14 protein-coding genes are annotated in these 12,857 nt (G+C 38.1%); 8 read left to right on the forward strand and 6 right to left on the reverse strand.

Annotation, left to right across the window (positions count from 1 at the left end):
* Positions 1–14 precede the first annotated feature (14 nt).
* From N0B48_RS22975 to rplU, 5 genes are all read right to left on the reverse strand, one after another.
* Entirely contained in the window at positions 15–182 is a 168-nt protein-coding gene (locus N0B48_RS22975) for a bacteriocin-like protein (protein ID WP_442867487.1), read from the reverse strand.
* 192 nt (positions 183–374) lie between these two features.
* Positions 375–542 carry a bacteriocin-like protein gene (locus tag N0B48_RS21820; protein WP_165571884.1) on the reverse strand — a complete coding sequence of 56 codons (168 nt, stop codon included), beginning with the start codon at positions 540–542 and terminating at the stop codon, positions 375–377.
* A 42-nt stretch (positions 543–584) separates the two neighbouring features.
* The gene (locus N0B48_RS22980; protein WP_175548932.1) at positions 585–749 is read right to left on the reverse strand and encodes a bacteriocin-like protein; all 165 of its coding nucleotides are present in this window, start codon (positions 747–749) and stop codon (positions 585–587) included.
* 201 nt (positions 750–950) lie between these two features.
* Positions 951–1,208: a 50S ribosomal protein L27 gene (gene rpmA, locus N0B48_RS21825; protein WP_034726841.1), complete on the reverse strand. Its 258-nt coding sequence runs from the start codon at positions 1,206–1,208 to the stop codon at positions 951–953.
* 12 nt (positions 1,209–1,220) lie between these two features.
* The gene (gene rplU / locus N0B48_RS21830) at positions 1,221–1,796 is read right to left on the reverse strand and encodes a 50S ribosomal protein L21 (protein WP_259841528.1); all 576 of its coding nucleotides are present in this window, start codon (positions 1,794–1,796) and stop codon (positions 1,221–1,223) included.
* 392 nt (positions 1,797–2,188) lie between these two features.
* Here rplU and N0B48_RS21835 point away from each other — a divergent pair, with 392 nt between their 5' ends.
* The 8 genes from N0B48_RS21835 to N0B48_RS21870 all read left to right on the forward strand — a co-directional run bounded on the left by N0B48_RS21835 (position 2,189) and on the right by N0B48_RS21870 (position 11,522).
* Positions 2,189–3,076, forward strand: coding sequence for a neutral zinc metallopeptidase (locus tag N0B48_RS21835; protein WP_259841529.1), 888 nt, complete (start codon positions 2,189–2,191; stop codon positions 3,074–3,076).
* A 116-nt stretch (positions 3,077–3,192) separates the two neighbouring features.
* Positions 3,193–4,281: an acyltransferase family protein gene (locus N0B48_RS21840; protein ID WP_259841530.1), complete on the forward strand. Its 1,089-nt coding sequence runs from the start codon at positions 3,193–3,195 to the stop codon at positions 4,279–4,281.
* Between the two features lie 74 nt (positions 4,282–4,355).
* Positions 4,356–4,934 (forward strand): MiaE family protein, encoded by a 579-nt coding sequence (locus N0B48_RS21845; RefSeq protein WP_259841532.1) that lies wholly within the window; start codon positions 4,356–4,358, stop codon positions 4,932–4,934.
* 22 nt (positions 4,935–4,956) lie between these two features.
* Positions 4,957–5,574 (forward strand): DUF502 domain-containing protein, encoded by a 618-nt coding sequence (locus N0B48_RS21850; protein WP_259841567.1) that lies wholly within the window; start codon positions 4,957–4,959, stop codon positions 5,572–5,574.
* A 152-nt stretch (positions 5,575–5,726) separates the two neighbouring features.
* Positions 5,727–6,647, forward strand: a complete 921-nt coding sequence (locus N0B48_RS21855; protein ID WP_259841534.1) for a DsbA family protein — start codon at positions 5,727–5,729, stop codon at positions 6,645–6,647.
* A gap of 23 nt (positions 6,648–6,670) precedes the next feature.
* Positions 6,671–7,756, forward strand: a complete 1,086-nt coding sequence (locus N0B48_RS21860) for an FAD-dependent oxidoreductase (protein WP_259841536.1) — start codon at positions 6,671–6,673, stop codon at positions 7,754–7,756.
* Between the two features lies 1 nt (position 7,757).
* Positions 7,758–8,915 carry a pyridoxal phosphate-dependent aminotransferase gene (locus tag N0B48_RS21865; protein WP_259841538.1) on the forward strand — a complete coding sequence of 386 codons (1,158 nt, stop codon included), beginning with the start codon at positions 7,758–7,760 and terminating at the stop codon, positions 8,913–8,915.
* 162 nt (positions 8,916–9,077) lie between these two features.
* Positions 9,078–11,522 (forward strand): TonB-dependent receptor plug domain-containing protein, encoded by a 2,445-nt coding sequence (locus N0B48_RS21870; RefSeq protein ID WP_259841540.1) that lies wholly within the window; start codon positions 9,078–9,080, stop codon positions 11,520–11,522.
* 44 nt (positions 11,523–11,566) lie between these two features.
* Here N0B48_RS21870 and N0B48_RS21875 read toward each other — a convergent pair whose 3' ends face one another.
* Positions 11,567–12,784, reverse strand: coding sequence for a PQQ-dependent sugar dehydrogenase (locus N0B48_RS21875; RefSeq protein WP_259841542.1), 1,218 nt, complete (start codon positions 12,782–12,784; stop codon positions 11,567–11,569).
* Between the last annotated feature and the right edge of the window lie 73 nt (positions 12,785–12,857).

Genomic DNA, 12,857 nt, shown 5'->3' on the forward strand with positions numbered 1-12,857 from the left:
TGACTATCGTGATGCTATATTGAGCATTCGCAACCCTCATCAACATAAAGCAGACAACGCATTTTCTGCAAAGGCGTCATTCCACACCAGATATCACATGAGGTAATTGGGTTTGGCGGGCACAATCCTCCCCCGTTAATTTGTTTCAGATTATTCTTTGTTAGTTTCTTTAAATTTTTCATAGCTACTGTTTTAATTGGTCTGCCTACTCTATAAGCTTTTCGGCTTTCGCTAGTCAGTTTTTATCTGATCATAAATCAAATATAAAAATATTTCACCATAGTTGGAATATTCGTGAAAATATTTATATTTGAAAAATACCCACAAAAAAACCTCAGCATAAGCTGAGGCCATTTTCAATAACTTTATTTATGTTAACATCCGCATGGATCCGGATCCATAACCATGTTAGGACATCTAAGTCTCTGCTGTGGTGTCCAAGAACACCATTCTCCGCAGGTTGTTGCAGGTGGCGGACAAGCCAAAGCACCTCCTTCTATTGTTCTCAATTGTTTTTTAGATAATTTTCTTAAGTTTTTCATAATAGTTTTGTTTTAAATTGGTCGTGATTTTTTGAAAGAGGATTAGCAATCACAAGGCATATCAAGTACAGCATTTAAGCAATGTGCCTTTTGCCACGCGCTCCATGAGCACCACTCTGAGCACCAGCTGGCCATAGGAGGACATCTTTCCGCACCTCCGTTGATGTCTTTCAGATTCTTCTTCGTTAATTTTTTTAAATTTTTCATAGTAATTTGTTTTAATTTGTTGGCCTACTCTATACGCTTTTCGGCATCCGCAAATGATTTGTTATTTGATAGTTAACAAATATATAAATATTTCACAATAATTGGAATATTAACGAAAATATTTTTGCATTCGGCGCATATGGGCATAAAAAAACCTCAGCTAATGCCGAGGTTTACATTTTTATAAAACGCTTAAAATGATTATGCGTTTGCTTCTACAGATACGAAAGATCTGTTGTTTGCTTTCTTTCTGAAAACTACTTTACCGTCTACTAGTGCAAACAAAGTATGGTCTTTACCCATTCCCACGTTTTCACCTGGGTGGTGCTGAGTACCTCTCTGTCTGATAATAATATTTCCGGCAATAGCTTCTTGTCCACCGAAAATCTTCACACCTAATCTCTTAGAGTGAGACTCTCTACCGTTCTTGGAACTACCGACTCCTTTCTTGTGTGCCATTTTATTACTGGATTATTTGTTAAGTGCTTTAAATGTATCAATATTCTTAACGATAGCAGCATCTACTTCTTCGTGAGTAAGAATAGTTTTTTCTAATTCAACTTTAACTGCTTTACCTAAAGTAATTAAAGTTTCTCTGTTTTCTTTAGACTGAGACAAGTTGTTTTTCTTCAAGTGATAGTTCAGCTCGTGATCTTCACTAAAGTTAACAGTTGCGTTGTCTGAAAGAATTTCAGCTTTCACAGTTTCTTTTTTAGCAGCTTTCTTAGAACCTCCTTCAAAACCAGTGATACCAGTGATTTTAATTTGAGTTAAAGATTGTCTGTGACCGTTCTTAACTTGGTAACCTTTTCTTCTTTTCTTTTTGAAAACGATTACTTTATCAGCTTTTACGTGGTCTAGGATCTCTGCATCTACAGTGATTCCGCTTACAGCTGGGGCGCCAACAGTGATTGAACCGTTTACAGTAAGAAGAATTTTATCAAAAGAAACTTTGTCTCCTTTTTCTCCTTTTAAACGGTTTACAAACAACTTCTGGTCTTGCTCAACTTTATATTGAAGCCCTGCTATTTCTACAATTGCAAACATTGTTTATAAATTTTTAGTTATTTCGAGGTGCAAATATATGAATAATTTTCTAAATAGCTTGCAATCAGATCTGTATTTTTTAAGAAAAACAATTTATGCCCATTTAAAGAATTCCCGGCAGCAAAATATTCAATCGCAGACACAACTTTCTTCTTACAAACAGTTTACAATCACCACTCAATGGTATATTGCCCCCTATTTCTTAGTTATTTCAAAGCCCAAACGAAAATTACATGTATAAATTTCTATACATAATTGCAATTAGGTTTATTTTTTTCATAAAAAGTAATATAAAAATATAAATTCACTATGGTTTGAATAATTTTTGTTGTCAAAGTGCTGATATTTAAAAGATAATTTTATACCTTCGTTATCACCAAAAAATATTTTATATGAAAAGAAACTTCAAATTCTGCCTGTTGGCAGGAGCCATTGCCGCTTTCTCACTATCAGCGTGCCGTGATGACAAAATGGAGGAATCTGTTCTTCCTGAATCTCAATCTGCAAGCACCAAGCTTGAACAACCCGGGGACCTTGAAAAGAGTTGCTCCTATGTAGATCAGTACTGGAGCTCATCTGCAGTTTTGAAAACTACCCTCTCTAATTCTACAGACACCAACTTCATGAATGCTCAAATGACTAAGATTGCAAGTCTTTGGGGAAGAAGCAACCCAACGCTTCGTTTTGTAGACGATCCTTCCAATTTCAATTCCACTTACAATGCAATCTCGTATTCTACTGGGAAAATTTATTATGGTTACGCAATCTACGCGGATGCTAAGAACAAAGGCGGAGATATCGTCAATGCCATGATCCTTGCTCACGAATATGGTCACCAGCTGCAGTACATCTTTAATCTTCCTACTGTAAATGAATCTACAGCAAGACCAAACGAACTGGAAGCAGACGGTTTCGCGGGCTATTACTTAAGAAGACCAAACGGGTACAATAAAACGAATTTCGCGGAAATTGCCGCTGCCTATGAATTCGCACAAAGCATCGGAGATTACCAGACTAACAGTGCCAACCACCACGGAACTCCTCCACAAAGAAGATCTGCTGTGCGTTTAGGTTTCCTTTTGGGACAGTATGACCTGAATGCAGCCAATTTCGATTATAACTTCTTCTATTATTATCAAGGTGTATTAAACGGAACTTATAAAATGGGCAAGAACTCTGCAAATCCGGAGATCGATGCTTATATGAGCCAATACATGGATGAACTTAGAAAAATCCAGACCGGAGAAATTTCTGCAGAAGAATTTAAGCAACTTAAATAATAAACATTCATTTTTAGCATATTTAACAAAGGAGGCAGGCAGCGATGTCCTGTCTCTTTTATTTTTATGAATAAATATCCTAAAGTTTATTTATTTTTGAACCATATCCTACAATAATGAACAGAGACCTCTACATTGATTTTGCCAAGGGAATGGCGACTCTTTCCATCATATTCATCCACACCGCTTTCTGGTCTGGACAGTTCTATATTCCCGCAGAAGTCAGGGTATTTTCTCTGGTATTTGACGTAGCGCTTTTTTATGCTTTAAGCGGAATCACATCCGGATCGAACATAGAAAAAACATTTTACAGGCTCTTAAAACTTCAGATCACTTATATGATCTTTGTGACGTTCCTGTTCTTTATGGATTACTTTTTCAAAGTTTTTGGGTTAACCTTCTTTTCCATGGAATGGCTCCAGAGTTTTTATTCAACCTTTGGATCAAAATATGCTACGACTGGTGTTTCAGATATTCCACAATGGCAGAATCTGGGAAACTGGTACCTTCACCAATACACCAATGCGGATACCTTTCCCGTAGTCATGGGAAGTTTCTGGTATCTGAAAGTCTATTTTATTCTGGCTGTTTTCGGAGTTTTGATTTTAAGATTTTTCCCAAAACACGTCAACTGGTTCATAGGTCTTTGCGTCGCCCTGACTTTAGTATTCAATATTTTCCCGGACATTTACCCGAATGGACAAGTAGGCTACGTCGCTTTCTATCTTGCCATCTTTTTAATTGCCAACAGAATGCGCGGCAAAAAGATTCCCACAAAAATAATTCCTGTTGTGTATGCAGTCGTCGCAGCAGCTTTGATCTGGATGTTCTGGTATTACGGAAGTGAGATATTTTATAAAATCAACAAAAATAAATTCCCTCCTAAAATCCCTTATATCATTTGGTCATTGTTCTCTCTTACCACGCTATTTGTGCTTTATAACAGATTAAAAATCACAAAAGAGAACTTCGTGACCCATATCGGGAAGAATGCCATCTTCTTTTACTTTGCTCAGGGAATAAGCTCATCGCTGGTCTACTTTATTGTCGTTGCGCTAAAAGAAAATATGCCCTGGTGGATGCTGATGATTCTCATTTATGTCATTAATGTTATTCTTGCTTTTATAATCGCGACAGGACTAAAAAAAGTAGATGATCTGGGATGGAAAATTTTAGAGTTTTTGCGAAAAAAAACAGCTTCTTAGCGGATTAACAGCCAATTTGAAATAAAATCTCTTTATTATCGCAATTTATTTTAATTTTACAGAAAATTCAAAACATGTTTAAGTTGAAACTTCCTACCGATCCAAGGTGGGCAAATATTGCAGAAGGAAACATAGGAGAAATTTTAACGGATCATGCGTGGTGCGAGCAGAAGGCCACAACCAATGCCATCAGTTTGATCAATATGCTCCCAGAACACCCGGAAATCATCACAGAACTTATTGCTATCGCGCAAGAAGAGCTTGACCATTTCAGCCAGGTGCACGAAATCATCAAAAAAAGGGGATACGTTTTCGGAAAAGCCAGAAAAGATGATTACGTCAATGAACTGGCTAAGTTTGTTGTTCAGGGAAGCAGAGAAGATCTGATTGTTGATAAACTTCTTTTCGCAGCTATGATTGAAGCAAGAAGCTGCGAAAGATTTAAAGTTTTGACAGAAAATATTAAAGATGAAGAGCTTAAAACTTTTTACAAAGAGTTAATGATCTCTGAAGCCAACCACTATACCACTTTTATTGGTTTCGCAAGACAGTTGGGCGATATTGAAAAAGTCAACAAGCGCTGGGAAGAATGGCTGGAATATGAAGCCAGCATTATCGAGTCTTACGGAAACAAAGAAACCATCCACGGATAAAATAAAAAGTAAAAAATCCACGTTGAAAAAACCGACCTTCGAAAATATTGCCAATTTTTTCCTGAAAAACTTCTTTCAGGGACTGGTTATTATTGGTCCCATCGGGCTTACGATCTTTGTGATCTGGTATATTGTCAGTGCAATCGACAATATTATCCCTTCGGTAGCCAAAGAGATTCCAGGTCTGGTTTTCGTTTCAACGATCCTGATGACCGCTATTCTGGGTTATCTGGGAAATAAATTCGTCGTGGGAAGATTCTTTTTCGACACGATGGACAGCCTGCTGGAGAAAACTCCTGGGGTGAAACATATTTATACCCCTACAAAAGATGTCATGTCTTCATTTGTAGGAGACAAAAAGAAATTCAACGATCCAGTCTGGGTAAAGACCAATGCAAATCCGGAGATCTGGAGAATCGGTTTTCTGACCCAGAAAGAGATGTCAGACGTTGAAAAGCACAATTACGTTGCCGTATATCTGCCCCACTCCTACGCTATTTCAGGATGGGTCATTGTTACTGAAGAAAAAAACATCAAACCTGTTGTGGGAATGACGGCTGCTTCTGCCATGAAGTTTGCTGTGAGCGGCGGTGTAGCCGGATTCCATTCTGACGATAATATATTCAAAGCTCCGGAGTAATCTACTTCGTGATTCTTTCTATAATGCCGACCTGGTTATTATATACCTTTATTCCATTCAAATATTATGTTAACCAAAAAAATATTATTTTGGACATCTTTACCTATATACTTTTATTCTTCAATTTATTAAACTCAAATAAATACAACAATATGAACCAGAATCCTCTTCTAAATTGCGATTACGAAAAAGGAGTATGTGAAATCCGAGAAACACCCAATTCAGAATCTTCAACAGAACAATTGCAGAGCACCAAAGACAAGATCACCATTATTTATTATACGGATCCTATCTGCTCTTCCTGCTGGGGAATTGAGCCCCAATTGAGAAAACTGAAATTAGAATATGGAAACGCTGTAGAGTTAGATTACAGAATGGGTGGACTTTTACCATCCTGGGATATTTACAATTCCGGAGGAATCAGTAAGCCAAGCGATGTGGCTCACCATTGGGAGGAAGTAAGTCCTTACTACAAAATGCCTATTGAAGGAGGAGTGTGGATCACAGACCCTTTAAATTCTTCTTATCCTCCGTCAATTGCTTTTAAAGCGGCACAAATGCAGGATAAAAAGAAAGCCGTGGTTTATATGAGAATTCTCCGTGAAATGGTTTTCCTTGATAAATTAAACATCACAAAGATTGAGCATCTTGAAAAAGCGGCAGAACTTGCCGGATTAAATGTCACTCAGTGGAAAGAAGATTATGAATCCAAAGCTCAGATCGAATTCAAAAAAGACCTTGATCTTGGACGTCAGCTTGGTGTAAGAGGGTTTCCTACTTTGATTTTCACCAAAGACGATGAAATTTTGGATATTCTTTACGGGGTCAAGCCTTATGCAGATTTTGAGCACAGAATAAAAAAAATAAGCGCTGACGTTACCAAAGAAGAATATTCTCTTGAACCTGAACAGCTATTCGCCATTTACCCTACTTTAACGACTCAGGAATTTGCAGTTCTTTCCAATATTTCTTTCGAAAAATCATTTGAAAAACTTCAGAAACTCACAGAAGAAAACAAAGTATCCCGTAAAAAATACAAAAACGGAGATCTTTGGATTTTTAATAAAAACTAATAACACTATTTAAACTAATAAGGATGTACAAAGTTGCAATCATTGGAGCAGGAGTATCGGGGTTAAGCATGGCCAATTATTTGGAAAAGAATAATATTGATTACCATATCTACGAAAGGAGAACCCAAAGTGACCTGAAAGGACACGGATTTATCCTGCCTAAAGAGGGTATAGAATTTCTTTCCAACATCATTGATATCAATGATCTTTACACAAAAGGCCGCTTTTTGAAAAAGTACCTTCATTATCATCAAAATGGTGAGATTCTTTCTGAAAAAGACCTTGAGGATGTTTTTGTGGTTTCAAGAAGCACTTTGATAGAGATTTTAGCTCAAGGTATCCCTGCCGATAAGATTTCATACGACACCACAGTCACCCTTAATGGTTTTTCTGAAAATAAAGCTTGCATCACCATCAATGACAGCAGATCTTTAGAGGCTGATATTGTTGTGGCTTCAGACGGTTCAAGAAGCAGAATCAGGAGAAAAACTTTTGAGGACGAAAAAATGAAAGCCGTCCTTGAAAATGAAGTGGTGAACATCATAGAAAATGAAGAGATCGCTAGTAAACTTGAAAATAATTTCCTGAAGTTTCATCATGAAGATGGTGGTCTGACTTTCGGAGTATTAAAACTTTCCTCTACAAAAGTTCTGTGGTACTGCCAGTTTGACATCACCAGATTCTTCATCAATGAAGACTACACTCCGGATTGCATCAAACAGTTTATCCTGGATAATTTCGGAGACTGGAATCCTTTGGTTACATCGATCATCAATGATTCATCCTACGAAAATGCACACATCTGGAGAGTGTATGAATTGGAAAAACTTAATCCTTTTTATCACGAAAACGTTGTATTCATAGGCGATGCAGCACACCCACTGATTCCTTTTACAAGCCAGGGAGTTACCTCCGCGCTTAAAGATTCTTTTATGCTGACCAATCTCTTAATGGAAGGAAACAGTCTTCCGGAGACTTTTAAAAAGTATAATGATGACAGAAGAGCTGAAATTGACATTCATATCAATAATGGAAGAGCATTATTGAACCAGTTCCTGCTGCCTTTAAGCGAGCAACAAAAAAATACATTACCCATTTCATACAAATAACATGTTTACAAATAAAGATATTAATTTCGACGCTCTGAAAAGAAAAGCCTACAACGGAAGATGGGCAACCCTGGAGGACGGTATCATTCCTTTAACCGCAGCAGACCCGGATTTCAGAATGTCATCCGAGATCGAACAAGGAATTATTGAGTACATAAAGGATGGTTACCTCAGCTATGGCCCATTTTCAGGACTTCCTGAATTCAAAAAAAGTGTAGCAGAACATTTCAACACAGAAAAAAAAGGAAGCTTCACACCGGAAAATATTTTAGCTGTGAACAGTGCAGCCCAGGGGATGTTTCTGATTGCAAAATATGTATTGGGCCCGGGAGATGAAGCCATTATTTTCGATCCTGTTGATTTCCTGTTCAAAAAAACAGTTGAAGCAGCGGGCGGCAATATAAAATTATGCTCTGTGGATTCTAAAACGGGAGAAATTGATTTTGACATGCTGACCTCATTAATCTCACCCAAAACAAAACTGATCAGCATCTGTAATCCCCACAACCCGGTAGGAAGGGTCTATTCAAAAGAAATTTTAAAAAAGATTTCTGAAATAGCCGAAGCTCATGATCTATGGGTAATGAGCGATGAAATCTGGAGTGATATTGTTTTTGACAAAAAAGAATTCAATACCTACTCTTCAGTATCAGAAGCAGCCAAGAAAAAGAGCTTTACCGTTTTTGGATTTTCTAAATCATTCGGAATTGCAGGATTAAGAATTGGAGCCGTTTTATGTAATGATCAGGAACTTTTAGAGGATTTTACAGAGAAATCTCAGTTTAATTCAACCATCGAAGGAGTGTCCACGTTATCACAAATCGCTGCAAGTATGGCCATTGAAAAGGCTAAGCCATGGTTCAATGACTTCCTGACTCATCTTCAGCACAACAGAGACCTTGCCTATAATATCCTAAGTAAATCCGGAATCCTGACACCGAACTTGCCTGAAGCAACTTTTGTGATTTTCCCGAAAATTGAAAATGGTTTTTCAAGTGACAGCTTCACCCAGCATGTTTTAAAAGAAGGAAAAGTAGCCATTGTTCCCGGTTCTGAACGCTGGTTTGGAAAAGGTGCGGAAGGCCATGTAAGAATTTGCTTCTCTACTTCACAGGAAATTTTAGAAGAAGGTCTGAATCGAATTATTACAAGCTTTTAAGATTAAAAAAATTCGCAATTTTTGACCAATCAATTAATATTTTTCTAAAATTAACAAAAAACAACGCTCATTTAAATAATTCATACACAATAGTTCATTTTCCTATTGATTTGAAGATAAAATTCAATATTTTTGAAACAATCACCAAATCCAATATGGAATATGAAAATAATATACACAAGTGTTCTTTTTTTAGGGACAGTATCTATGTTTTATTCGCAAAATACCAATGATACTATTTCCAAAGAATCCAGAATAGAAGAAATATCCGTTACCGGAAGCCGGAATAAAAAAAGAACCGTTACCAATACCCCTGTTCCTGTCGACGTGATTGATATCAAGCAGGTAAGCCAGTCGACGGGACAGATAGAGGTAAATCAACTTCTCCAGTTCAGTGCGCCTTCATTTAATTCCAATAAACAGTCGGGTTCAGATGGAGCTGATGCAGTAGATCCTGCAACGCTTCGTGGGCTTGGACCGGATCAGACGCTTTTGTTACTTAATGGGAAAAGATACCATCAGTCATCACTGATCAATCTCTTTGGCACAAAAGGCAGAGGAAATACCGGATCAGATATGAACACGATCCCAATCGGAGCGATAAAAAGAATTGAAGTGCTCCGCGATGGAGCTTCAGCTCAGTACGGTTCCGATGCAATTGCAGGGGTCATCAATGTAATCCTCAATGACCGTAACCAGGGCTTTGAAGGGAATGCTTTTTACGGAATGAACCTGTTTAAAAGTCCGGGAGACAAAGATGTAGTATCAGAGCGTAAAATAGACGGAACTACATTCAATTTCAACGGAAACCTGGGAACAAAAATCGGGAACAATGGAGGTTTTGGAAATTTCACCGTAGAATTTGTTAATAAAGACCGTACCATACGAAATGCCAATCCGGAAAAATACTCATCTCCCAGAGAGAAGTTTGGAGATGCAAAATCCCAGAATATATATTTCTTCGGAAATATAGAGCTACCTCTATCTGACGGTTTGAAATTCTATTCCCGCCAGGGCTTTTCTCACCGTAAAACCAATGCCTATGCATGGACAAGATCAGCAGATGCAGATGGAAACGTACCGGAAGTTTATCCAAACGGATTTAATCCAATGCAAAACACCAGCATTACGGATTTCACGTTTGACAACGGTCTGAAATTTAAAGTCGCTGATTGGGATGTAGACTTTTACAACGCATTCGGGAGCAATAGATTTACCTATGAGATCGACAATACCATCAATGCTACTTTAGGAATAAAATCACCGACAAGCTTTAATGCAGGTGGCCATTCTCTCCTTCAAAACACAACAGGGTTTAATGCTTCCAAGCAGTTTAAAGTATTAGAAGGATTAAACGTTGCCTTCGGATCTGAATTCAGGTACGAAAAGTTTGAGATTATTAAGGGAGAAGAAGCATCTTATGCGATGTATGATATCAATGGAAATATTGTGACACCCAATACACCTCAAGGTTTACTCGTTACCAATCCGCTTTCAGGAACAACTCCTCTCAGCGTTAGGCCTGGCGGCTCACAGGGTTTCCCAGGTTATTCGCAAGCTGTAGATAAAAACAGGAATAATTTTGCCGCTTATGTAGACACTGAACTTGATATTACCAAAAGTTGGATGATCAGTGTTGCCGGAAGATTTGAAAATTACAATGATTTTGGAAGCACTTTGAATGGTAAATTCGCTACACGATATGCATTTACGCCTCAGTTTGCGTTCAGAGGATCAGTTTCTACAGGATTCAGAGCACCTTCTCTGGCACAGAAATATTACAGCCTTCAGTTTACCAATTTCCAGGGAGGAAATCTGGTGACCATCCAACTGGCATCTAATGACAGTGATTTGGCAAAAACAGTCGGAATCCCACAGCTAAAGCAGGAAACTTCATTAAACGGAAGTGCCGGATTTACGTTTAATACAGGAAAATTTACAGCGACAATCGATGGATATTATATTAAGGTAAAAGACAGAATTGTACTGACCGGCAATTTCTCACAGGATGACGATGCCATCGGTGGAATTCTGGCAGATAACCACATTGACCAGGCGCAGTTTTTCACCAATGCGATAGATACCAGAACGAAAGGAGTTGACGTGATCTTAAACTATACCGAAAATCTAGGTTCCGGAAAACTGACAGCCACTTTAGCCGGAAATTACAATGAAATGGAAATTACCAAAGTCAACACTTCAGAAAAGCTAAAAGGAAAAGAAGAGGTTTATCTGAGCCCGAGAGAAAGAGCGTTCATCTTAGCTTCAGCTCCCAAAACAAAGATCAATCTGAATTTAAATTATAAAATCGATAAGTTCAATGCCAATCTTCAGTTGGTAAGGTTTGACAAAGTAAAACTGATAGGTTACAGCGGTGCAGATGATTACCAGTTGTATGGCGCGAAAGTGACCACTGATATTTCTTTCGGTTATGAATTCTCCAAGAACTTCAACTTAACGATCGGAAGCAAAAATTTATTTAACCGCTACCCGACGCTGCAGACAGCTCATGTAGACGGCAATACTGAATCCGGAGGAATTTTTGATCCGGTACAAATGGGCTTTGCGGGAAGACAGGCTTTCGCAAGACTAAATTTTAAGTTTTAAAAAAAAACATTAAAAATCTCCAGAAGCATTTCTGGAGATTTTTTTTATTTTTTAGAAATTTTATAGAGTTTCCCGCTATCGGTTACAGCATAAAGATTGCCATCCATTCCATCCAGAACATCCCTGAAGCGTTCTTTCTGATCAGCAAGAAGGCGTTCTTCTCCAACCACTTTATTATCCTTCATCACGATTCTGTTGATATGTTCTCCACTCAGACATCCGATGATAAGATTTCCTTTCCATTCTTCCATATTCCCCGTATAGAAAGTGACTCCGCTTGGAGAGATGACAGGATCCCAGTAATAAACGGGTTGTTCTGTTCCGTCTTTCTGAGTAATTCCACTTCCAACTTTTGCTCCTGAGTATTCAATTCCATAGGTTACGTCTCCCCATCCATAATTTTTCCCGGGTTGTATCAGATTGATTTCATCTCCGCCTCTCGGTCCCATTTCAACATCCCAGAGAGTTCCGTTCGCATCTATAGTCATTCCCTGTGGGCTTCTTATCCCGTATGCATAGATTTCAGGTTTATATCCCTGTTTCCCAATGAATGGATTTCCGGGAGCGGGTTTTCCATCTTTGGTAATTTTCAATATTTTTCCTAAATAATTATCTGTTTTCTGAGCATAAACACGGGTTTCCTTATCCGATCTTTCACCGGTGCTTACAAATAAATTCCCGTCTTTGTCAAAGACAAGTCTGCTTCCATAATGTTTATCGCCATCATAAGAAGGTTCCGCACGGAAGATAACTTTTACTTCAGAAATATTTTTCAGATCTGCCGATAATTTTCCTTTGGCAACAGAAGTGAGATTTCCTTCCCCAAAAGGTTCTGAGAAGCTGAAATAAATGATATTATTGGATTTAAAATCCGGATCAAGGGCTACATCAAGCATTCCGCCTTGTCCTTTTGCGTCTACTTTTGGAAATCCTTCAATTTTAGAAACCTGTTTCCCGTCTGTGGAAACTAGGTTCATATGGCCGTTTTTATCGGTTATCAGGAACTTTCCGTCCGGGAGATTGATTATTCCCCAAGGCCTTCCGAGATCCTTATTCAGAACTTCCACTTTATAAGCTGCTGTGGTTTTTACAGCTTTAATTCTGGTTTGTCCTTTAAACGCAGGTTTATAGTTTGTATTGGGCTTTTCTGTTTCGACACTGCCGTCGTTTCCTGTCTGCTGGGCATTTGCACTGTTCTTATTACACGAGGATAAAAGTAAAAAAACACTGAGCGCCGGTACGTAAAGGTGATTGAATTTCATAGGGTTGTGATTAGATGGTAAAAAGATAGATAGAAAAATAATGCCATAAAAATTTGCAGGTATAAATTTTTAT

It is taken from the genome of Chryseobacterium herbae (assembly GCF_025154075.1).
Lineage (GTDB): Bacteria > Bacteroidota > Bacteroidia > Flavobacteriales > Weeksellaceae > Chryseobacterium > Chryseobacterium herbae.

Bases quoted from the DNA above. Each gene is read 5' to 3' on its own strand.
- N0B48_RS21875 (WP_259841542.1), bottom strand. From the start codon at position 12,784: ATGAAATTCAATCACCTTTACGTACCGGCGCTCAGTGTTTTTTTACTT.
- N0B48_RS22980 (WP_175548932.1), bottom strand. From the start codon at position 749: ATGAAAAATTTAAAAAAATTAACGAAGAAGAATCTGAAAGACATCAAC.
- N0B48_RS21860 (WP_259841536.1), top strand. From the start codon at position 6,671: ATGTACAAAGTTGCAATCATTGGAGCAGGAGTATCGGGGTTAAGCATG.
- N0B48_RS21820 (WP_165571884.1), bottom strand. From the start codon at position 542: ATGAAAAACTTAAGAAAATTATCTAAAAAACAATTGAGAACAATAGAA.
- N0B48_RS21835 (WP_259841529.1), top strand. From the start codon at position 2,189: ATGAAAAGAAACTTCAAATTCTGCCTGTTGGCAGGAGCCATTGCCGCT.
- N0B48_RS22975 (WP_442867487.1), bottom strand. From the start codon at position 182: ATGAAAAATTTAAAGAAACTAACAAAGAATAATCTGAAACAAATTAAC.
- N0B48_RS21855 (WP_259841534.1), top strand. From the start codon at position 5,727: ATGAACCAGAATCCTCTTCTAAATTGCGATTACGAAAAAGGAGTATGT.
- N0B48_RS21845 (WP_259841532.1), top strand. From the start codon at position 4,356: ATGTTTAAGTTGAAACTTCCTACCGATCCAAGGTGGGCAAATATTGCA.
- rplU (WP_259841528.1), bottom strand. From the start codon at position 1,796: ATGTTTGCAATTGTAGAAATAGCAGGGCTTCAATATAAAGTTGAGCAA.
- rpmA (WP_034726841.1), bottom strand. From the start codon at position 1,208: ATGGCACACAAGAAAGGAGTCGGTAGTTCCAAGAACGGTAGAGAGTCT.
- N0B48_RS21870 (WP_259841540.1), top strand. From the start codon at position 9,078: ATGAAAATAATATACACAAGTGTTCTTTTTTTAGGGACAGTATCTATG.
- N0B48_RS21865 (WP_259841538.1), top strand. From the start codon at position 7,758: ATGTTTACAAATAAAGATATTAATTTCGACGCTCTGAAAAGAAAAGCC.
- N0B48_RS21840 (WP_259841530.1), top strand. From the start codon at position 3,193: ATGAACAGAGACCTCTACATTGATTTTGCCAAGGGAATGGCGACTCTT.